The 19,426-nt window shown below is 62.6% G+C and carries 16 protein-coding genes; 9 read left to right on the top strand and 7 right to left on the bottom strand.

Features of this window, described 5'->3' with window-relative positions:
* Positions 1 to 21 precede the first annotated feature (21 nt).
* Positions 22 to 780, bottom strand: a complete 759-nt coding sequence (locus ACZ889_RS08070; RefSeq protein ID WP_476257297.1) for a DUF6538 domain-containing protein — start codon at positions 778 to 780, stop codon at positions 22 to 24.
* Between the two features lie 54 nt (positions 781 to 834).
* A complete protein-coding gene (cysZ, locus tag ACZ889_RS08075) occupies positions 835 to 1,599 on the bottom strand; it encodes a sulfate transporter CysZ (protein WP_476257298.1) in 765 nt (254 codons plus the stop codon).
* A gap of 331 nt (positions 1,600 to 1,930) precedes the next feature.
* On the opposite strand from cysZ, the gene trxB reads away from it, so the two are divergent.
* Complete coding sequence (trxB, locus tag ACZ889_RS08080; RefSeq protein WP_004575865.1) at positions 1,931 to 2,893, top strand: thioredoxin-disulfide reductase; 963 nt, start codon at positions 1,931 to 1,933, stop codon at positions 2,891 to 2,893.
* Positions 2,894 to 2,968: 75 nt separating this feature from the next.
* On the opposite strand, the gene nadC is transcribed toward trxB, so the two are convergent.
* Entirely contained in the window at positions 2,969 to 3,817 is an 849-nt protein-coding gene (gene nadC, locus ACZ889_RS08085; protein ID WP_004575864.1) for a carboxylating nicotinate-nucleotide diphosphorylase, read from the bottom strand.
* 243 nt (positions 3,818 to 4,060) lie between these two features.
* Between nadC and ACZ889_RS08090 the strand changes: the two genes are divergently transcribed.
* The 3 genes from ACZ889_RS08090 (at position 4,061) to ampE (ending at position 7,708) form a co-directional block, all read left to right on the top strand.
* Positions 4,061 to 6,220: a DUF1631 domain-containing protein gene (locus ACZ889_RS08090; RefSeq protein ID WP_476257299.1), complete on the top strand. Its 2,160-nt coding sequence runs from the start codon at positions 4,061 to 4,063 to the stop codon at positions 6,218 to 6,220.
* A gap of 88 nt (positions 6,221 to 6,308) precedes the next feature.
* The gene (ampD, locus tag ACZ889_RS08095; RefSeq protein WP_476257300.1) at positions 6,309 to 6,881 is read left to right on the top strand and encodes a 1,6-anhydro-N-acetylmuramyl-L-alanine amidase AmpD; all 573 of its coding nucleotides are present in this window, start codon (positions 6,309 to 6,311) and stop codon (positions 6,879 to 6,881) included.
* Entirely contained in the window at positions 6,878 to 7,708 is an 831-nt protein-coding gene (ampE, locus tag ACZ889_RS08100) for a regulatory signaling modulator protein AmpE (protein ID WP_014589705.1), read from the top strand. Before ampD ends, ampE begins: the two co-directional genes overlap by 4 nt.
* Before the next feature lie 44 nt (positions 7,709 to 7,752).
* Here the strand turns inward: ampE and ACZ889_RS08105 are convergent, their stop codons facing one another.
* Positions 7,753 to 8,529 (bottom strand): TatD family hydrolase, encoded by a 777-nt coding sequence (locus ACZ889_RS08105; RefSeq protein WP_019750469.1) that lies wholly within the window; start codon positions 8,527 to 8,529, stop codon positions 7,753 to 7,755.
* A 2-nt stretch (positions 8,530 to 8,531) separates the two neighbouring features.
* The gene (gene cra / locus ACZ889_RS08110; RefSeq protein WP_476257301.1) at positions 8,532 to 9,527 is read right to left on the bottom strand and encodes a catabolite repressor/activator; all 996 of its coding nucleotides are present in this window, start codon (positions 9,525 to 9,527) and stop codon (positions 8,532 to 8,534) included.
* Between the two features lie 284 nt (positions 9,528 to 9,811).
* Between cra and ptsP the strand changes: the two genes are divergently transcribed.
* From ptsP to ACZ889_RS08130, 4 genes are all read left to right on the top strand, one after another.
* On the top strand, positions 9,812 to 12,664 hold the full coding sequence (gene ptsP / locus ACZ889_RS08115; protein WP_476257302.1) for a phosphoenolpyruvate--protein phosphotransferase: 2,853 nt from the start codon (positions 9,812 to 9,814) through the stop codon (positions 12,662 to 12,664).
* A complete protein-coding gene (pfkB, locus tag ACZ889_RS08120) occupies positions 12,665 to 13,612 on the top strand; it encodes a 1-phosphofructokinase (RefSeq protein WP_180688837.1) in 948 nt (315 codons plus the stop codon).
* Positions 13,609 to 15,351, top strand: coding sequence for a PTS fructose-like transporter subunit IIB (locus ACZ889_RS08125; RefSeq protein ID WP_003247309.1), 1,743 nt, complete (start codon positions 13,609 to 13,611; stop codon positions 15,349 to 15,351). Before pfkB ends, ACZ889_RS08125 begins: the two co-directional genes overlap by 4 nt.
* Before the next feature lie 61 nt (positions 15,352 to 15,412).
* Positions 15,413 to 16,767, top strand: a protein-coding gene (locus ACZ889_RS08130; RefSeq protein WP_085983016.1) for an IS3 family transposase whose coding sequence is annotated in 2 segments (ribosomal slippage) — positions 15,413 to 15,886 and positions 15,889 to 16,767 — 1,353 coding nt in all. Because the reading frame shifts where the segments join, the coding sequence is not laid out codon by codon here.
* Positions 16,768 to 16,859: 92 nt separating this feature from the next.
* Here the strand turns inward: ACZ889_RS08130 and ACZ889_RS08135 are convergent.
* Positions 16,860 to 17,081: a DUF3820 family protein gene (locus ACZ889_RS08135; protein WP_003247308.1), complete on the bottom strand. Its 222-nt coding sequence runs from the start codon at positions 17,079 to 17,081 to the stop codon at positions 16,860 to 16,862.
* 201 nt (positions 17,082 to 17,282) lie between these two features.
* Between ACZ889_RS08135 and ACZ889_RS08140 the strand changes: the two genes are divergently transcribed.
* Positions 17,283 to 17,759, top strand: coding sequence for a ferritin-like domain-containing protein (locus ACZ889_RS08140; protein ID WP_003247307.1), 477 nt, complete (start codon positions 17,283 to 17,285; stop codon positions 17,757 to 17,759).
* Here ACZ889_RS08140 and ACZ889_RS08145 read toward each other — a convergent pair.
* On the bottom strand, positions 17,756 to 19,246 hold the full coding sequence (locus tag ACZ889_RS08145; protein WP_476257303.1) for a sensor domain-containing diguanylate cyclase: 1,491 nt from the start codon (positions 19,244 to 19,246) through the stop codon (positions 17,756 to 17,758). The genes ACZ889_RS08140 and ACZ889_RS08145 overlap by 4 nt on opposite strands.
* Between the last annotated feature and the right edge of the window lie 180 nt (positions 19,247 to 19,426).

Here is a 19,426-nt window from a genome sequence, read left to right on the forward strand (position 1 = left end):
GTTATTCCTTGTGGTGGCTGGCTATGTGACTTTACAACTGTTACAACGACCTTCGGTGGCTCGCAATCGCTGAAACTCAGGATGGCTGAAGAGCGTGACTAGCTCGCTCCAGCTATAGCCCCGGTTATCGTCCAGGCGTCGTTTCGGTTTGCCCGATCCGAGTCGCTTGTGAATGCGAGATGTTGTTACAGGGGTGGTTTCCAGTAGACCTGAATCAACAGTAAACGCCATCACGGACGACAGTCTGGCCAATAGTAGGCGGGTGGACGAGGTAGCTAGCGGCTTTACGCTGCCATCAGCAGGGTGGATCAAGTTCGCAGCAAACTTATGTATATCTGAAGGTTGGATCGAGGCGATTGGCTTATCACCCATGTCCGAGATGAACCGGTTGACGGCACGGCTGTAGTCCACCGCATGACGCCGCGAAACATACTCAGACCTATCAGACATGGAGATGGACTGGACGTAGCGGCTAAGCGCTTCCGATAGCCTTATGGAGCTTTCTTTGAGGGCAGGCAGTGTATCCGTAGGTATAGGCTGGCTTACCGTCTCGGGCTTAGGAGACTCAACGTAGAGGCCCTGGCGGGCATTATTAAACAGCCTCTCCGACTCTTCATACGCAAGAGCAAATGCAGCCTTCGCTTGCTGGTGGTGTCGAGTATTCAGTGAGCGGCGAATCTCGGTCTTACCGATGATGTGCCTGAGGTCATCAGGCACCCTGCGGCGTAGGTAATAAATGCCCGAGTCAGGGTGCCTGAATGGTTGAGCTATGAGTGCCATGTGTACCAGCCTTGTGTATCAGTGGGCTGGGAAAGGGCATCGCTTACGTGGTTATCAGGCGTTCTGATTGGACGGTTTGCTGACGCGGATGTCGCCCTTTTCCCGCACCCAGAACAACGTAGCCCCGGCCACTGCCGCCGGCATCATCAGCACGTTCACGCCTGGAATCATCAGCGCCAGGTAGGTGATGCCGCCAAAGCCCAGGCTCTGCCAGCGCTTCTGCCGCAGCCAGGCGAGCATGTCCTGCCAGCTCATCTTGTTGTTGTCCGCCGGGTAGTCGATGTACTGGATGGCCATCATCCACACGCCAAAGATCAGCCACAGCGGCGCAGCCACCACGTTGACTACCGGGATCAGCGACAGGATGAACAGGCCGATGGCGCGTGGCAGGAAGTAGCCCAGCTTGCGCATTTCGCGGCTGAAGGTGCGCGGTACCATGGCTGCCAGCTCGCCCCAGCTGAAGGCTGGGAAGGTGTCTTCGCCACGCACTACCACCTCGACCTTTTCCGCCAGAAAACCGTTGAACGGCGCGGCAATGATGTTGGCCACCAAGGTGAAGGTGAAGAACACCATCAGCACCAGCAAGGCAACGAACAGCGGCCAGAGGATGTAGCTGAGGAAGCTCAGCCAGTCAGGCAGCGTGGGCATCAGGGCATCGAGCCACAGGCCGAACTGGTGGCCGGCGAAGTAGATCAGGCCACCGAACAGCAACAGGTTGACCGCCAGAGGCAGCAGCACGAACAACCGCAGGTTGGGGCTCAGCACCAGTTTCAGGCCTTCGCGCAGGTATTGGGGGCCAGAGAGGACAGGGGCTTGCATCTAGATACTCCGCAGAGAAGGAAAACGCGCTGACCTTACCGAGTTTGCCGCGCCGACGAAAGGCACGCCGTGGGCGGGAAACGGGATGTAACAAAAGCGCCCGGGGCTTGTTTATCGATGAAATCGCAGCATAGGCGATGCCTATGAGGTGGATTGTCTAAGGATATTTCCTTAAATCTTTGCGACCTCGCTACAGTGCGCTCAACTTTTCGCTTTGCGGGCCTGCGCGTTTTAGCCTTCCCCAAGTGCTGCGTGGGTCCTTTTTAATTTCTTGGCTGGCGCAGCCGGTACACCGATGCCGGCCCTGCGGCCCGCTCGACAGGAGTTCGACATGTCTGAAGTACGTCATTCGCGCGTCATCATTCTCGGTTCCGGCCCTGCCGGTTACAGCGCTGCGGTGTATGCCGCCCGTGCCAACCTCAAGCCGCTGCTGATCACCGGCATGCAGGCGGGTGGCCAGCTGACCACCACCACCGAAGTCGACAACTGGCCGGGCGACCCCCACGGCCTGACCGGCCCGGCTCTGATGCAGCGTATGCAAGAGCACGCCGAGCGTTTTGAAACCGAAATCGTCTTCGACCACATCAACGCTGTCGACCTGGCCAACAAGCCGTTCACCCTGCAGGGTGACAGCGGCAAGTACACCTGTGATGCGCTGATCATCGCCACTGGCGCCAGCGCTCGCTACCTGGGCCTGCCGTCGGAAGAAACCTTCATGGGCAAGGGTGTTTCGGCCTGTGCCACCTGTGACGGTTTCTTCTACCGCAACAAGCCGGTCGCCGTGGTCGGTGGTGGTAACACTGCCGTGGAAGAGGCACTGTACCTGGCCAACATCGCCAGCAAAGTGACCCTGGTACACCGTCGCGAAACCTTCCGCGCCGAGAAGATCCTGGTCGACAAGCTGAACGCCCGTGTGGCCGAAGGCAAGATCGAGCTCAAGCTCAACGCCACCCTGGACGAAGTGCTGGGTGACAACATGGGTGTAACCGGTGCGCGCCTGAAGAACAACGACGGCAGCAGCGACGAAATCAAGGTCGACGGCGTGTTCATCGCCATTGGCCACACCCCGAACACTTCGCTGTTCGAAGGCCAGCTGACCCTGAAAGACGGCTACCTGGTAGTCAACGGCGGCCGCGAAGGCAACGCCACCGCGACCAACGTAGAGGGTGTGTTTGCCGCTGGCGACGTGGCTGACCACGTTTACCGCCAGGCCATCACGTCGGCCGGTGCGGGCTGCATGGCAGCGCTGGATGTCGAGCGCTACCTGGACGGTTTGGCCAACGCCTCGTCCTGATCTGAGAAAAAGGGGTGCAAAGCGCCCCCAATAAAAAACCGGCCAAGCGCCGGTTTTTTATTGTCTGCAATCAGCTCACAGGCTCAGTCGCATCGACAGGTCCACCGCTTTCACATCCTTGGTCATGGCGCCAATCGAGATGTAGTCCACCCCCGTCTCGGCAATCACCCGCAGGGTCGTTTCGTTGACCCCGCCGCTGGCTTCAAGTTTGGCTTTGCCAGCGGTAATGCGCACGGCTTCGCGCATTTCGTCCAGGCTCAGCTCGTCGAGCATGATGATGTCCGCGCCAGCGGCCAGCGCCTGGCGCAGTTCGTCCAGGCTTTCGACCTCGATTTCCACCGGCTTGCCCGGCGCAATGCGGTGTGCTGCGGCCACCGCCTCGGCTACGCCGCCGCTGGCGGCGATGTGGTTTTCCTTGATCAGGAAGGCGTCGTACAGGCCTATGCGGTGGTTGTCGCACCCACCGCAGGTCACTGCGTATTTTTGCGCCAGGCGCAGGCCCGGCAGGGTTTTGCGGGTGTCCAGCAGGCGCACCTGAGTGCCTGCAACCAAGTCGGCGAGGAAGCGCGCACGGGTGGCGACCCCCGACAGCATCTGCAGGAAGTTCAGTGCGCTGCGCTCCCCACTGAGCAGCGAACGGGCCGGGCCTTCCAGGTGGAACAACGGCTGATTGGCAGTGGCCTGCTCACCGTCGGCCACCTGCCAGTGCACAGCAACGCGCGGGTCGAGCTGGCGGAATACGGCATCGACCCAAGCGGTACCGGCGACCACGCAGTTTTCACGGGTGATGATGGTCGCTTTGGCCAGGCGCTCGGCCGGAATCAGTTGCGCGGTGATATCGCCACTGCCGATGTCCTCCAACAGCGCGCGGCGCACGTTGGCTTCAATTTCAGCGGTCAGGTCGGCAAGGCGTAGGTTCGGCATGGTCGGCTCCACAAGCTAGGTGCCCGCGATTATAGGGCAGGGGGCCGGTGTGTACAGCCGCCTTGGCGCTGACCTTTGGTCGGACGTCGTGAGTAATCGGAGCCGATCAGGGTCATTAGCCAGCCAGCGAAACGGCGCTGGTAGCTATGCGATTTTTTACCGATAATGATGACTGGTATTTGGCGCCATGGCTTTGACGATTTTCCAGCCCTTTCGGGCAAGACACCCTGCAAGGAGTCCAGGATGCAAAAAGAAGGCAAGGTGGTGCCCTTGGCGGCAGCCATCGACCGAGGGGGGCGCACGCCTCATCCTTGCCTTCCGGTCGTGTTGCTGCAGGTGCGCGACAAGGCCGCGTTGCAGTTGCGTCAGGGCCTGCAGGACTTGTTCGACAATGCCGATGACATGCTCTTCGAAATGGCCGACAAGGCCTTGGACCGCGGTGACCAGAACCTGTACTTCGAGGCCATGCGTGACCTGCGCCTGAAGCGCAAGAGCATCGAGCGTGGTTTTCTGGATACGTTCCATGATGCTTTCCTCCGAGCCGGCCAGGTCGACTTGCTGGCAAACCTGGTCGAGCCGGGCAACCCGCGCAGCAAGGCTCAAATGGAGCGGGCCGCCGCCATCGAGGGGATGGTGGCGCGGGTGCTGTCACGCGATGGCATTGCCCTGCAGCAACTGGGTCTGCGTCTGCAGGCATTGCTCGACCGCCCCCTGTACGAGCCGTACAACCCATTGGGGCCAGCCGCGCTGTGTCGTTACTTTCTCGATGCCGGGCGTAATCTGGGCGTTGGCCTGCGGGTCAAGCTGGTGCTGCTGAAGCTGTTCGAGCGTTATGTGCTGCGTGATGCCGATGTGATCTATGGCGAAGCCAACCAGTTGCTGGCCGCTGCCGGCGTACTGCCCGAGCTGCAACCGGCGCCGCGCCGGCGTGCCGAAGACCGGCGCATGCGTGCGCGACCCGGGCCGGCGAACCTTGGCCAGGAGGAGGGGTCGGACGCCGCAGGGCAGGCGTTGTTTGCCTCGTTGCAGGCACTGCTGGCGCCGGTGCGCGGGCAGTTCGCTCCGCGCTTGCACGCGGTGGCTGCCGCCCAGCCGATCAGTACCGCCGACCTGCTCCGGCTACTGTCGCATTTGCAGCGCTATGTGCCCGCCACGTACGAGGCCGATGACTTCGAGCTCGGCCAACAACTTGAGCAACTGCTGTTGCGGGTGAGTGTGCGCAGCGGCACGCGCCGGCGCCTTCACGTGGCTGATGAAGACATGATCAACCTGGTTGGCCTGCTGTTCGCGTTCATCCACAACGATGACAACCTGCCGGCCAGCCTGCGGGCGCTGATTGCGCGCCTTCATATTCCCCTGCTCAAGGTGGCATTACTGGACAAGGGGCTGTTCAGCCGGAGTAGCCACCCGGCGCGCCGTTTGCTCAACGAAATCGCCGGCGCCGCGATTGGCTGGGAGTGCGGCAGCGAAGGCCAGCGTGACAGCTTGCACGTGCGGGTAGAGCGTATCGTCCAGCGTTTGCTCAATGATTTTGCCGACGATGCCAGCCTGTTCGCCGAGTTGCTCGACGACTTCCTGGCATTCAATCAGGACGAACGGCGACGTAACGAGTTGCTGGAGCAACGCACTCGCGACGCCGAAGAAGGCCGTGCCCGGGCAATGCAGGCCAGGCAGCAGGTGCAGCACGTGCTCAACCAGCGCCTGCGCGGCCGGGTACTGCCGCAGGTGGTGGTGCAAATGCTGGTGCAGGCCTGGAGCCAGGTACTGCTGTTGGCTTGGCTGAAACAGGGCGAGGCCTCACAGGCCTGGCGCGACGCAGTGCAGACGATGGACATGCTGCTGGCCAGCATCACGCCGCCACATGAGCCGCAAGCCTTGCTGCAGCAGGTGCCAGGCCTGCTCAAGGCGCTGCGCGATGGCCTGGCCAGCGTAGCCCTGGACGCGGTGGCGACCCGCGAGTTCTTCCTGCAACTGGAACAGTTGCACTTACGCGCCTGCGCAGGTAATGAGGCGCTGCCGAGCGGGGAGGGCCAATCCTTGGGCGATGTACGGGTGGCCCAAGAGATTGTGCTGGCGATTGCCGAAGAGCCCGCCTGCGTGCCCCTGCACGCTGCCGACGGGCAGGCTGCAGCGCTGCGCCAGGCGCAACGCCTGCGCATCGGCACCTGGGTCGAGGTTCTCGACGAGGATGAACCACTGCGCTGCAAGCTGGTCGCGCGCATCGACAGCAGTGACAGGCTGGTGTTCGCCAACCGCACCGGCATGAAAGTGCGCGAGTGGAGCAGTGCCAGCCTGGCCCAGGCACTGCAACGGCACGAAGTGCGCGTGCTGGATGATCGCCTGTTGTTCGAACGGGCGCTGGAGGCGGTACTTGAAAGCTTGCGGCAAGGGCAGGCGCAATAGGCAGACGCATTACAATCATTCACATGCACACGGCGTTGGCCGCAGGGCATACTGTGGGCATGTTCACGGCGTTTTTCAGGATCTGCCCATGCAATTGGACCGTGCCACAGGCTGGTTCCACGGAATCGGAATCACCCACTGCCCCTCGCCGAACTTCAATGCGCGCCCCGAAGGCGAATCGATTTCCCTGCTGGTGGTCCACAACATCAGCCTGCCCCCGGCCTGTTTCGGCACGGGCAAGGTGCAGCAATTCTTCCAGAACCGCCTGGCGCCTGATGAACACCCGTATTTTGCCAGCATCACCCACCTGACCGTGTCGGCGCACCTGTTCGTCGAGCGCGACGGCGCGGTGACGCAGTTCGTGTCGTTGCATGACCGGGCCTGGCATGCGGGTGTGTCGAGCTTTGACGGGCGCGAAGGCTGTAATGACTTTTCCATCGGCATCGAGCTGGAAGGCACCGACGACCTGCCCTATACCGATGCCCAGTATGCGGTGCTGGAGCAACTCACCCGGCACATCCGCAGTGCCTGGCCAGCCATCGACCTGAACCGCATTCAGGGTCACAGCGACATTGCCCCGCAGCGCAAGACCGACCCCGGCCCGGCCTTCGACTGGTCGCGCTACCGCCAGGCGCTGCAGCACAACGAGGACAAGGCATGAGTTTTCTGGTGTTGTTGCTGGCGCTGTGGGTCGAGAAGTTTTCGGCCCTGCGCCATCAAGTGCAGCGCGACGGGTTCTTTCTTGGCGAACTGGTGCGTCTGGAACGCAACGGCAAGGTGCACCCATGGTGGACGTTGGCCATCCTGGTGTTGGCGCCGGTAGCGCTGCTGGTGTTGCTGCTGCATGTGCTGGAGCCGGTGGCCTATGGTCTGCTGGCGTTGCCGGTGCACCTGCTGGTGCTGATCTACAGCCTGGGCCGCGGCGATGCCAAGGCATCGTTGGGGGCGTTTCGTGATGCCTGGCGGCGGGGGGACGATCAGGCGGCGCTGCACGCGGCCGAGCGCGACCTGGGCCTGGTGGCCGATGAACCGCACAGCTTGCTGGTGCGGGTGCAGGGTAACTTGCTGTGGCAGGTGTACCAGGGCTTTTTTGCGGTGATCTTCTGGTATTTCGTACTGGGCCCTGGCGCTGCGCTGGCTTATCGATTGTTGGCGCTGTGTAGTGAGCACAGCAAGCAGCCGGCTTTGAAGGCGCGTGCCGAGCAGTTGCGGCACATCATGGACTGGTTGCCGGTGCGGGCGCTGGCGTTGAGCTTTGCCCTGGTGGGCAACTTCCTCGCGGTGACACGGGTGATGCTGCACGAGGTGCTCAACTGGCACATCAGCGCCGGGCACCTGGTGGCTCGGGTGGGGCGGATTGCCGATGACATTCCCGAGGAGGAGGACAGCCAGCGCGGGTTGGGGCGGCTGGACAGCCTGTGGGAATTGCTGTTGCGCTGTGCAGTGCTGTGGTATGCCGGGTTCGCGCTGTGGACCGTGCTGGTCTGATTCGGGGCCAATCGCATCCCACGCGAATCCCGGTCACCCGAGTTTCACCAGCCGAACAACGTGCAAGCATTGCGGGTGCTGGCCTGTGCCAGCACCTCGACATCCAGCCCCATCACGTGCGCCAGCGCCGTGGCAATTTCCGGCAGATGCTCCGGGCTGTTGCGTACCCCCGGGTACATCGCCGGTGCCATGTCCGGTGCGTCAGTCTCCAGCACCACACTGTCCAGTGGCAGCCGCGCCAAGGTCTTGCGCAGCCGCAGCGCCTGCGGCCAGGTACCCGCACCGCCCAACCCCAGCAGGAAGCCCAGCTTGATGTACTCGCGGGCCTCTTCGTAGCTGCCGGCAAACGCATGAATCACCCCCGCCCGCGCTGGCTTGTAGCGCTTGAGTGTGGCAATCACCTGGGCATGGCTGCGGCGCACATGCAGCAGGGCCGGTAGTTCGAAGTCGCAAGCCATCTGCAGTTGCGCTTCGAACAGCGCCTGCTGGCGGGTCTTGTCAAGGTCTGCGAGGTAATAGTCCAGGCCAAACTCACCTACGGCACATAGCCGCGGGTTGTCGCGCAGGCGCTCCAGCCACTCGCGCAGTTGCACCAGGTGCTCAGGGCGATGCTGGTCGAGGTAGACCGGGTGCAGGCCAAGCGCGGCGAACAGGCGCGGCTCGGCGCAGGCCAGTTCCCACACACGCTGGAAATTCGCCTGGTACACCCCCAGCACCACCATTCGCTCCAGCCCACGCGCCGCCGCGTTGGCCAGCAGGCGCGGGCGGTCGGCGTCGAAGTCGGGGAAGTCCAGATGGGTGTGGGTGTCGATCAGGCGCATGTTCAGGCCGCTGAGATGCGTTGCTTGAAGGTGCGGCCAACGGCGTGCACGCCGGGTTCATAGCGGTTTTCCTCGATGGCGGCCAGTGCCAGTTCAAGCGCAGTGGCGGCAATCTGGCCATGCTGCTGGGCCATGGCATTGACCGGCAGCGGCAGGAAGTCGAGCAACTGGTTGTCGCCAAAGGTACCCAGCTGCAGTTGGCGCGAGTCGACAGGGCGCGCCTGGAGGGTGTCGAACACGCCCTGCAACAGCACGTACGAAGTGGTCACCAGAGCATCCGGCAGGCCACCCAGGTCGTCGATCAGTTGCTGCATCAGGCGTTGGCCGCACTCACGGCTGAACGCTTCGCCCTGATAGCGGCGCACTTCGCCGGAATAGCCTTGCAGGGCTTCGTCGAATCCGCCGGCACGCGCCTGGCTAACCGACAGCTCGGGGCGTGCGCCTATCAGGGCGATGCTGCGTGGGGCCGAGCTGAGCAGGCTGGCGGCCAGCTGGCGGCTGGCATCGCGGTCGTCGCTGATCACCGAGCAGAAGTGTGCGGGGTCCAGACGGCGGTCGATGGCAATCACCGGCAGGCCTTTGTCCTGCAGCTCGCGGTAGCTGTCATCTTCTGGCGGCAGGCAACTGGCAACGAACAGCGCATCGCATCGGCGCGCACGGAACAGTTGCTGCAGTTGGCGCTCGCTGTCTGGCTGGTCATCGCTGCTGGCGATCAGCAGCTGGTAGCCGCGGGCGCGTGCGCCTTGCTCCAGTTGCTTGGCAATGCGGGCGTAGCTGGGGTTCTCCAGATCCGGGAGAATGAAGCCCAGGGTGCGGGTATGCCGGCTGCGCAGCCCAGCAGCCTGCGGGTTGGGGGTGAAGCCGTGGGCTTCGACCACCGCGCGTACCCGCTCGACAGTACTGTTACTGATGCGCTGCTGTTCAGCCTTGCCATTGATGACGTAGCTGGCAGTGGTCACGGACACACCGGCCAGACGGGCGATATCGCTGAGTTTCACCGAATTTTCCTTGTTATTACCGGGGCTGGCTGTAAGGCCGGACCGGGTAGTTTGACCCGGTACAGGCATCACGCGCAGACGACCATTGTCGCAATTGTCCGACAGGATGGGGCTTTTTACTGGGCAGATTATCGAGTAACGTGGCCGTCTGGTCAGATTAAACGTTTCAGCTGCCGAATTTTCTGCCTCGGCTGCCACCCGCGCAAGGCTGCTGAACTGGCCCTTTATGTGAATTTCACAACAATACTCCAGTACCCGAACGGGAACTGCAAAAGGAGAAGGTCATGCTCGAGCTCGCCAATGAGCAGATAGCCATGGGCCAGAAGGCCGCCGACAAGGCCGAGGCGTTGCGCCTTCTGGCGGATCGGCTGGTTGCGGACGGCCTGGTCGCCGAGGGTTACCTGCAAGGGCTGCAGGCCCGGGAGGCACAAGGCTCCACGTTCCTTGGCCAGGGCATCGCCATTCCCCATGGTACGCCGCAAACACGTGACCTGGTGTATGCCACCGGCGTACGCCTGCTGCAGTTCCCCGAGGGGGTAGACTGGGGTGACGGGCAAATGGTCTACCTGGCCATTGGTATTGCCGCCCGCTCCGACGAACACCTGCGCCTGCTGCAGCTGTTGACCCGGGCGCTGGGCGAGACCGACCTGGCCGAAGCCTTGCGCCGTGCCAGCTCTGCCGAAGCGTTGCTCAAGCTGCTGCAGGGCGCGCCCCAGGCGCTGGCGCTGGATGCGCAGCTGGTCGGCCTGAACGTGCCGGCAGAAGACTTCGACGAACTGGCCTGGCGCGGTGCCCGCCTGCTGCAACGTGCCGACTGTGTCGACAGTGGCTTTGCCGCCGTGCTGCAGCAGGCCGAGCCGCTGCCGCTGGGTGAGGGCCTGTGGTGGCTGCACAGCGAGCGCCAGGTTCGTCAGCCGGGCCTCGCCTTCATCACCCCGCAGCAGCCGCTGCGTTACCGCGACCAACCGCTCAACGGTCTGTTCTGCCTGGCCAGCCTTGGCGCCGCTCACGAGGCCCTGCTCGAGCGTCTGTGCGAAGTGTTGATCGAAGGCCGCGGGCAGATGCTCTACCAGGCCACCAGCAGCCGTGCGGTACTGGAAGTGTTGGGCGGTGAAGCGCCGGCGGACTGGCCTAGCGCACGTGTCGTGCTGGCCAATCCACATGGCTTGCATGCGCGACCGGCCAAGGTGCTTGCACAACTGGCCAAAGGCTTTGAAGGGGAAATCCGTATGCGCCTGGTCGATAGCGCGCAGCCAGCCGTATCGGTGAAGAGCCTGAGCAAGCTGCTCAGCCTCGGCGCACGCCGTGGTCAGGCACTGGAACTGGTCGCCGAACCGAGCATCGCTGCCGATGCCTTGCCGGTGCTGCTGGCAGCTATCGAACAAGGCTTGGGTGAAGAGGTGGAACCGCTACCGCAGAGCGTCGCGCCCATTGCCGATGACGTACCCGAAGTACTGCAAGCGCCAGCGGCCGGCAGCCGTATCCAGGGTGTGGGCGCCGCCCCTGGCATTGCCAGCGGCCCGGCGCATGTCTGTGTCGAGCGTGAGTTCGACTATCCCTTGCGGGGTGAATCTTGCGCCCTGGAGCGGCAAAAACTGCGCGAAGCCTTGGCTACCGTCAATGGCGAACTGCAGGCTTTGGTCCTGCGCAGCGACAAAGCCATTGGCGAAATTTTCGTCACCCACCAGGAAATGCTTGCCGACCCGGCCCTGACCGACGATGTCGAACAGCGCCTGGCCCAGGGCGAAAGCGCTGCGGCCGCGTGGATGGCCGTGATCGAAGCTGCGGCCCGTCAGCAAGAGGCGTTGCACGATGCGCTGCTCGCCGAGCGCGCCGCCGACCTGCGCGATATTGGCCGCCGCGTGCTGGCGCAGTTGTGTGGTGTGCAGGCGCAGGTTGAACCCGAGCAACCCTATGTGCTGGTGATGACCGAAGTCGGTCCATCCGATGTCGCCCGCCTGGACCCCAACCGGGTTGCCGGCATTGTCACCGCCCAGGGCGGCGCCACGGCCCACAGTGCCATCGTCGCCCGGGCGTTGGGCATACCAGCAGTGGTCGGCGCGGGTGCATCGATACTGCTGTTGGAGAGTGGTACGCCGCTGCTGCTCGATGGCCAGCGTGGTGTGGTCAGCGTCGCCCCGCCAGCGGATGAGCTGCAGCGGGCGCTGGCCGAGCGTGACCTGCGCGAGCAACGCCTGCAGGCCGCCTGGGCCAACCGCTTCGAGCCGGCCATCACCCGTGATGGGCATGCCGTCGAGGTGTTTGCCAACATTGGCGATAGCAACGGCATCGCCAAGGTGGTGGAGCAGGGCGCCGAAGGTGTCGGCCTGCTGCGCACCGAACTGATTTTCATGGCCCACCCTCAAGCGCCGGATGTGGCTACCCAGGAAGCCGAGTACCGTCGCGTGCTCGATGGCCTCGATGGGCGCCCGCTGGTGGTGCGCACCCTGGATGTTGGCGGCGACAAACCGTTGCCTTACTGGCCGATCGCTGCCGAGGAAAATCCCTTCCTCGGCGTGCGCGGCGTGCGTTTGACCCTGCAGCGCCCGCAAGTGATGGAAGACCAGTTGCGCGCGTTGCTGCGGGCCGCCGACCAGCGCCCGTTGCGTATCATGTTCCCCATGGTTGGCCAGGTGCACGAGTGGCGTGAGGCTCGGGCCATGGTGGAGCGCCTGCGTGCAGAAATCCCGGTAGCCGACCTGCAACTGGGCATTATGGTCGAGGTGCCTTCAGCGGCCCTGCTGGCAGCGCAGTTGGCGCGCGAAGTGGACTTCTTCAGCATCGGCACCAACGACCTGACTCAATACACCTTGGCCATCGACCGTGGCCACCCCAGCCTGTCGGCACAGGCCGATGGCCTGCACCCTGCGGTATTGAGCCTGATCGACATGACCGTGCGCGCCGCCCATGCCCACGGCAAGTGGGTGGGCGTGTGTGGCGAGCTGGCGGCCGACCCGCAGGCGGTGGCCGTGCTGCTGGGGCTGGACGTGGACGAACTCAGCGTCTCCGCGCGCAGCATCGCCGAAGTCAAGGCACTGGTTCGCCAGGCCGATCATCAGACAGCCCGCGCCCTGGCGCGCGAGGCCCTGCAACAGGACAGCGCCGCAGCAGTTCGCGCGCTGGTGGAGCGTTACTGAATGGCCAAGATCCTCACTCTCACCCTGAACCCTGCGCTGGATATCACCATCGGCCTGGACACTCTGCGCCCAGGGCAGGTCAACCGTAGCCAGGCGCAGCAAAGTCACGCCGCAGGCAAGGGGCTGAACGTTGCCCAGGTACTGGCCGACCTGGGGCACAGCGTAACCGTGGGCGGTTTCCTCGGGCGCGACAATCTGCAGCCCTTCGAGGCGCTGATCGACGGCCGCGGTTTTACCGACTGCTTTGTCCGTGTGCCGGGCGAAACCCGCAGCAATATCAAGCTGGTCGAGGCCGATGGCCGCGTTACCGACATCAACGGGCAGGGCCCGGAGGTCGACGAGGCGGCACGCAGCGCCTTGCTGCACAGGCTGGAACAGATTGCCCCGGGCCACGATGCCGTGGTGGTGGCCGGTAGCCTGCCGCGCGGAATCAGTGCCGACTGGTTCCGCCAGTTGCTCGAACGGTTGAAGGCCCAAGGCCTCAAGGTAGTCCTGGACAGCAGTGGTGAAGCCCTGCGTGTCGGCTTGCAAAGCGCGCCCTGGTTGGTCAAGCCCAATACCGAAGAACTGGGCGAAGTGCTGGGCCTGGCTGTGGATAACCTGGCGCAACAGCGCGCCGCCGCCAAGCGCCTGCTGGACAGTGGCGTTGAACACGTGGTGGTGTCTGCGGGCGAGCAGGGCGTCACTTGGTTCAGTCGCGATCTGGCCCTGCAGGCCCGCCCACCCAAGGTGCGGGTGGCCAGCACGGTGGGGGCGGGGGATTCGCTCGTGGCCGGCATGGTCCACGGCCTGCTGCTGGCCGAGGCGCCTGCACAGACGTTGACCCGGGCCACTGCCATCGCCGCCCAGGCCGTTACCCAGGTTGGCTTCGGCATCCATGACCGCGAGCACCTGGCGCAGTTGGAAGCGGCCGTGCAACTGACAGAACAACAAGAGGGTTGCCGATGAACATTGCCATAGTCACCGCCTGCCCCAACGGCCAGGTATCGAGTGTACTGAGCGCACGCTTGCTGTCCGCCGCTGCCCAGCGGCGCGGCTGGAGCACCAGCGTCGAAGTGCAGAATACTGAACACCCCGAGCGGCAACTGAGCGCTGCACAGATCGCCGAGGCTGACTGGGTGCTTGTGGTCAGCACCGGGCCGGTGGACCTGGCCCGCTTCGTCGGCAAGCGCCTGTACCAAAGCACGCCGTCCCAGGCGCTGGCTGATCGCGAAGGCTTTCTCGACGAAGCGGCGGCCAACGCCGAACTGCTGGCCGCGGTGACAGGCACCCCCGCCGCAGTTGGCAGTGCTGGCGCCCGCATCGTTGCCGTCACGGCATGCCCGACCGGCGTAGCCCATACCTTCATGGCCGCTGAAGCCTTGCAGCAAGCCGCACAACAACTGGGCTACCAGCTTACCGTCGAGACCCAGGGCTCGGTCGGTGCGCGCAACCCCTTGTCCGCTGACGCCATCGCAGCGGCCGACGTGGTGCTGCTGGCCGCCGACATTGAAGTACCCACTGCACGTTTCGCCGGTAAACGTATTTACCGTTGTGGTACCGGCATTGCCCTCAAGCAGGCCCGCGCTACCCTGGACAAAGCCTTGGCGCAGGCCACGGTGGAAAACGCTGCCGACGCTGCAGCGGCGACCACGCCGGCCAAGGGCGAGAAAACCGGCGTGTACAAGCACTTGCTGACCGGTGTGTCGTTCATGCTGCCGATGGTGGTGGCCGGCGGTCTGCTGATTGCCCTGTCGTTCGTGTTCGGTATCGAGGCCTACAAAGAGGCGGGCACCTTGCCGGCGGCGTTGATGCAGATTGGCGGTGAAGCCGCCTTCAAACTGATGGTTCCGCTACTGGCAGGCTATATCGCCTGGTCCATCGCCGACCGCCCCGGGCTGGCCCCGGGCATGATTGGCGGCCTGTTGGCCAGCACCTTGGGGGCCGGCTTTATCGGTGGCATCGTCGCCGGTTTCCTCGCCGGTTACAGCGCCAAGGCCATTGCCCGATGGGCGCGCTTGCCCAGCAGCCTGGAGGCGCTCAAGCCGATCCTTATCATTCCATTGCTGGCCAGTCTGTTCACCGGGCTGGTGATGATCTACGTGGTCGGCCAGCCGGTAGCGGCGATGCTCGAAGGCCTGACGCACTTCCTCGACAGCATGGGCACCACCAATGCCATCCTGCTGGGGCTGTTGCTGGGCGGCATGATGTGCGTCGACCTTGGCGGGCCGATTAACAAGGCCGCCTATGCGTTCTCGGTGGGGCTGCTGGCCTCATCGAGCTACGCGCCAATGGCGGCGACCATGGCCGCCGGCATGGTGCCGCCGATTGGCTTGGGTATTGCCACCTTCCTGGCCAGGCGCAAGTTCGCCCAGAGCGAGCGCGAGGCGGGCAAGGCGGCGCTGGCGCTGGGGCTGTGCTTCATCTCCGAGGGGGCGATTCCGTTTGCCGCCAAGGACCCTTTACGGGTGATTCCGGCCAGTATCGCCGGTGGTGCGTTGACCGGGGCATTGTCGATGTATTTTGGCTGCAAGCTGATGGCGCCGCATGGCGGCTTGTTCGTGTTGTTGATCCCCAACGCGATCAACCATGCGTTGCTGTATTTGCTGGCGATTGTGGCGGGTAGCCTGGTGACAGCGGTGGTGTATGCGGTTATCAAGAAGAGCGAGGGTGTGGAGTTGGCCGTGGCGCCTGCTAAAAGTGTATGAGCAGACCTCGTTCTGGACTGCCCCCAAGAAGTTGGACACCAATCCAACCCTTGGGGGATCTATGGGTAAGTACACCGAGCAATTCAAGCTCACAGCGATCACAGCCTACCTGGATGGCAGCAACGGTTTCCGAAAGGTGGCTCAACACTTAGGTATCGATTTCAGCCTGCTTCGACGCTGGGTGGCCAGTTATCAGGCCAATAATGGCATTGGTCCAGGCTCGCATGGGCGGCGCTATACCAGTGATTTCAAACAGCAGGTGCTTAGCTATATGCACGAGCATCGGCTTTCGCTGCGCCAGACCGCTGCCCACTTTGGTCTTGGGCAGTCCTCTCAGATAGGCATTTGGCAGCGGCAGTACTACAGTGGCAGTCCTGCACCCTCTACTGCCATCAAGCCAAGAAAGCCAATCGACGTGTCGAAGAAGATCAAGCCTGCCAAACCCACCGATACCAATGATGATCAGAAGTCTCGAGATCAGCTGATGGCTGAACTTGAGTACCTGCGCATGGAGAATGCTGTCCTAAAGGAGCTCAAGGCTCTGCGCGAGGAAAAGGAACGAACACGCGGGAAAAAGTCCTGATCGTTTCCAAACTCAAGCGCAGATTTCCTTTGCCTGACCTCCTTCAACTGGTCGAGCTGGCGCGCAGCACCTTCTACTACCAGCTCAAAGCTCAGCAGAAGCCAGATCGGCATGCTGAGCTCAAGGCATTGGTGCATCGCGTCTACCACGAGCAGAAAGGGCTTTATGGTTATCGCCGTATCGCACTCGTAATCAGGAAGGAAAAGCGGGTGAACAAGAAGGTCATTGAACGGCTGATGGCTGAGCAGGGATTGAAATCAGTAGTGCGCCCCAAGAAATATCGCTCCTATCGAGGTACCGTCGGTAAAGTGGCAGCGAATGTACTGGAGCGAAATTTTATCGCTCAACGCCCAAACCAAAAGTGGGTGACTGACGTAACCGAGTTCAAAGTAGCTCAACAGAAGCTCTATCTGTCGCCCGTGATGGATTTGTACAACGGCGAAATCGTGGCCTACGAAATGGCCAGCCGCCCGTGCTATAGCCTGGTTGGGAACATGCTTGGCAAAGCGCTCGATTGCCTGGGAGAGAAACCGAAGCTCGTGCTGCATTCGGATCAGGGATGGCATTACCAGCAGGCGCAATACCGCCGTAAGCTAAGCGAATGTGGGGTAAAGCAGAGCATGTCTCGAAAAGGCAATTGCCTGGACAACGCGGCCATGGAAAGCTTCTTCGGCACGCTCAAGTCTGAGTTTTTCTACCTGAAGCGTTTCGAGAGCATTGATGAGCTGAGAGCGGGTCTGGATGAGTACATTCACTACTACAACCATGATCGCATCAAGCTGAGGCTCAATGGCCTGAGCCCTGTGGAGTACAGGGCTCAGGCTGCAGCTTAAAACTGTCCAACTTTTGGGGGGCAGTCCACGGATCGCGCCAGCTTTCAGAAATTGAGCAAGACAGTTGCTCCCACAGAGCCCTTGTTGGCCTTTCAACGGCGATGCTTCTGCCGCAACGGCACCAGTAGATCACCCAGCCCGTTGTGATCGATCTCATGCATCAACGCCAGCAACCCGCCCAGTTCCCCTGCCGGGAAGCCCTTGCGCGCAAACCACGCCAGGTAGTCCCCGGGCAGGTCGGCAATGATCCTTCCCTGGTACTTGCCGAACGGCATGCTGCGGGTCACCAGTAGTTCGAGGGTTTCCGGCTTCATCTGCGCGCACCTGGCTGTGGAAAGGCGCCGACCATACTGCAATCTGCACGAAGCCCCAAGCGGCAATCATGCAGAACGCCGTAACCAGCAGTCGCCAATCTATACATAAGTTATTGAATAGTAAGTAATTTGTGTTTTTTAAAAGCGTGGCACGAACACTGCAACTCTCTAGAGGACTATCACCTGCCAAGGAGTTCGACCATGAGCAACCCCAACAAAGACGTGATCGACGTACTCAACGACCTGATCGAGTACAGCAAGGATGGCGAGAAAGGTTTCAAGGCCTCGGCCGATGATGTAAAGAACCCCGAACTGAAAGCGTTCTTCGTCCAGCGTGCGGGCGAGTGCGCCAACGCTGCCAGTGAATTGCAGGGCGAAGTGCGCCGCCTGGGCGGTGATCCGGAAACCTCTACCAGCATCAGTGGCGACCTGCACCGCGGCTGGGTCAACCTCAAGTCGATGGTCACCGGCAAGGACGAAGAAGCCGTGCTGAACGAGGTGGAGCGTGGCGAGGACCACGCCCTCAAGGCCTACAAGGAAGCCCGCGAAAAGCTGGTGAAACTGGGCCGCACTGCCAGCGACATGACCTACAGCCTGGTGGAAAAGCAGCTGCAAGGCGTGCAGCGCAACCATGACCAGGTCAAGGCCCTGCGCAACGCTGCCCGCGCCCGCTCCTAATCGAGCGGGCCCTCTACCCGATTTCGGCCATTGGCCTTGGCGCGGTAGAGCGCTTCGTCCGCAGCACCCAGCACCCTGCCAAGGTCGTGCTGGGTGCCGGACAGACCGATACCGATGCTCACGGTCACTGCGTGGGCGTCATCCGCAAACGGTGCCAGCGCCTCGACGCTGGCGCGGATGCGTTCAGCCAGTAGCTGGGCCCCGGCCAGATCGGTTTCCGGCAGCACTACCTGAAACTCCTCCCCACCATAGCGCGCAGCCAGGTCTGCCGGGCGACGAATGCAGGCTTCGATGGCCTTCGCCACTTCGCGCAAGGCATGGTCGCCACCGGCATGGCCATGGCGCTGGTTGAATGCCTTGAAGTGGTCCACGTCCACCATCAGTATCGCCAACGGCTTACGGCTGCGTTGTGCGCGGGCCCATTCCTGGCGCAGCACATGGTCCAGCCTGCGGCGGTTAGCCAGGCCAGTCAGGCTATCGGTGGAAGCGAGCATCGCCAGGTTTTCTTCGGCTTCGTGGCGGCGGCGCAGTTCGCGGCCAAGCAGCAACGTCAGCCACAGAATGCCCACGCACAGACCGCCGGTGGCGACGCTGACCAGAATGGCGGTGCGGCGCCAGGACTGAAACACCTCGTCGGCCGAATGCACCACCAGTACGATCAGGGGCAATTGCGCGACCCGGGCGAAGGTGAATATGCGCGGCTTGCCGCTGCTGTGGGAGCGGGCGGTGAAGCTACCGCTCTGTTCACTGAGGATGCGCTTGAAATTGGGCCGTTCGGTGTAGTAAGTGCCAATCAGCGGGTCTTGCGCGGGGGAGGGCTGGCGGACGAGCAACTGCCCGTCGGTATTGAACAGGTTGATGCTGCTGTCGTGGCCAATGTCCAGGCGCTGGAACAACTTATTGAAGTACGACAGGCGCAGCGCACCCGCTGCCAACCCGGCGAACTCGCCATTGGGGCCCGAGATGCGTCGGCTGAAACTGATACACCAGTCCAGGTCGCCAAGCTTGGCCTTGAACGGGGGGCCCACCAGCAAGCCGAGGTTGGCATTGTGCTGGTGGGCCTTGAACACCCCGGTGTCGCCGAAGTTGGCCTTGCGTGGCACGTTGCTGGTGGAGTCGCCGACGACATTGCCTTGCTTGTCCAGCCACAGCACGTCACCGCGCTTGCGGTCGACGAAGGCTTCATTGAACAGCAGGCGCTGGCGTATCGGGCCGGGAATTTCCGGCAGTTCCTTGCGCCCGACGGCCCAGATCAGGCCTTGCAGTGATTGGTCGTAGAGTTCGACGTTGCGCAGAATGTCGCTTTCGATCAGCTGGACGATGTTGTTCGACGAGCGCACCGCCGACTGCTCGACACTTTCGCGCTCGCGGGCAAGCAGGTAGCTGACGATGGCCACGATGGCGAGCACGGCAAGGCAACTGCCCAGATTGAGGATCAGCTCGGGGTGCGACCTGTAGATTGCGAAACGCGGGGATTGGGTGGGCATGCTCGCTACTGCGTGGGCAGGGCCATTCGCGGCGGCGGTATTCTAGGGAAGCAGGGATTGTCGGACAAGATTTGTCCGACGGAAGCACGGTGTACTGTTCTTTTCGATTTGCCGTGTACCCCTGTAGGAGCGGGTTTACCCGCGAAAACCGGCGAAGCCTTCTTCGCGGGTGAACCCGCT

The sequence above is a fragment of the Pseudomonas sp. TE3895 genome (genome assembly GCF_056278855.1).

Excerpts from the sequence above, each read along its gene's own strand:
- ACZ889_RS08090 (WP_476257299.1), top strand. The coding sequence starts at position 4,061 with ATGCAAAAAGAAGGCAAGGTGGTGCCCTTGGCGGCAGCCATCGACCGA.
- ptsP (WP_476257302.1), top strand. The coding sequence starts at position 9,812 with ATGCTCGAGCTCGCCAATGAGCAGATAGCCATGGGCCAGAAGGCCGCC.
- pfkB (WP_180688837.1), top strand. The coding sequence starts at position 12,665 with ATGGCCAAGATCCTCACTCTCACCCTGAACCCTGCGCTGGATATCACC.
- ACZ889_RS08105 (WP_019750469.1), bottom strand. The coding sequence starts at position 8,529 with ATGCGCCTGATCGACACCCACACCCATCTGGACTTCCCCGACTTCGAC.
- ACZ889_RS08145 (WP_476257303.1), bottom strand. The coding sequence starts at position 19,246 with ATGCCCACCCAATCCCCGCGTTTCGCAATCTACAGGTCGCACCCCGAG.
- ampD (WP_476257300.1), top strand. The coding sequence starts at position 6,309 with ATGCAATTGGACCGTGCCACAGGCTGGTTCCACGGAATCGGAATCACC.
- ampE (WP_014589705.1), top strand. The coding sequence starts at position 6,878 with ATGAGTTTTCTGGTGTTGTTGCTGGCGCTGTGGGTCGAGAAGTTTTCG.
- nadC (WP_004575864.1), bottom strand. The coding sequence starts at position 3,817 with ATGCCGAACCTACGCCTTGCCGACCTGACCGCTGAAATTGAAGCCAAC.
- trxB (WP_004575865.1), top strand. The coding sequence starts at position 1,931 with ATGTCTGAAGTACGTCATTCGCGCGTCATCATTCTCGGTTCCGGCCCT.
- ACZ889_RS08125 (WP_003247309.1), top strand. The coding sequence starts at position 13,609 with ATGAACATTGCCATAGTCACCGCCTGCCCCAACGGCCAGGTATCGAGT.
- ACZ889_RS08135 (WP_003247308.1), bottom strand. The coding sequence starts at position 17,081 with ATGAAGCCGGAAACCCTCGAACTACTGGTGACCCGCAGCATGCCGTTC.
- ACZ889_RS08140 (WP_003247307.1), top strand. The coding sequence starts at position 17,283 with ATGAGCAACCCCAACAAAGACGTGATCGACGTACTCAACGACCTGATC.
- cysZ (WP_476257298.1), bottom strand. The coding sequence starts at position 1,599 with ATGCAAGCCCCTGTCCTCTCTGGCCCCCAATACCTGCGCGAAGGCCTG.
- ACZ889_RS08070 (WP_476257297.1), bottom strand. The coding sequence starts at position 780 with ATGGCACTCATAGCTCAACCATTCAGGCACCCTGACTCGGGCATTTAT.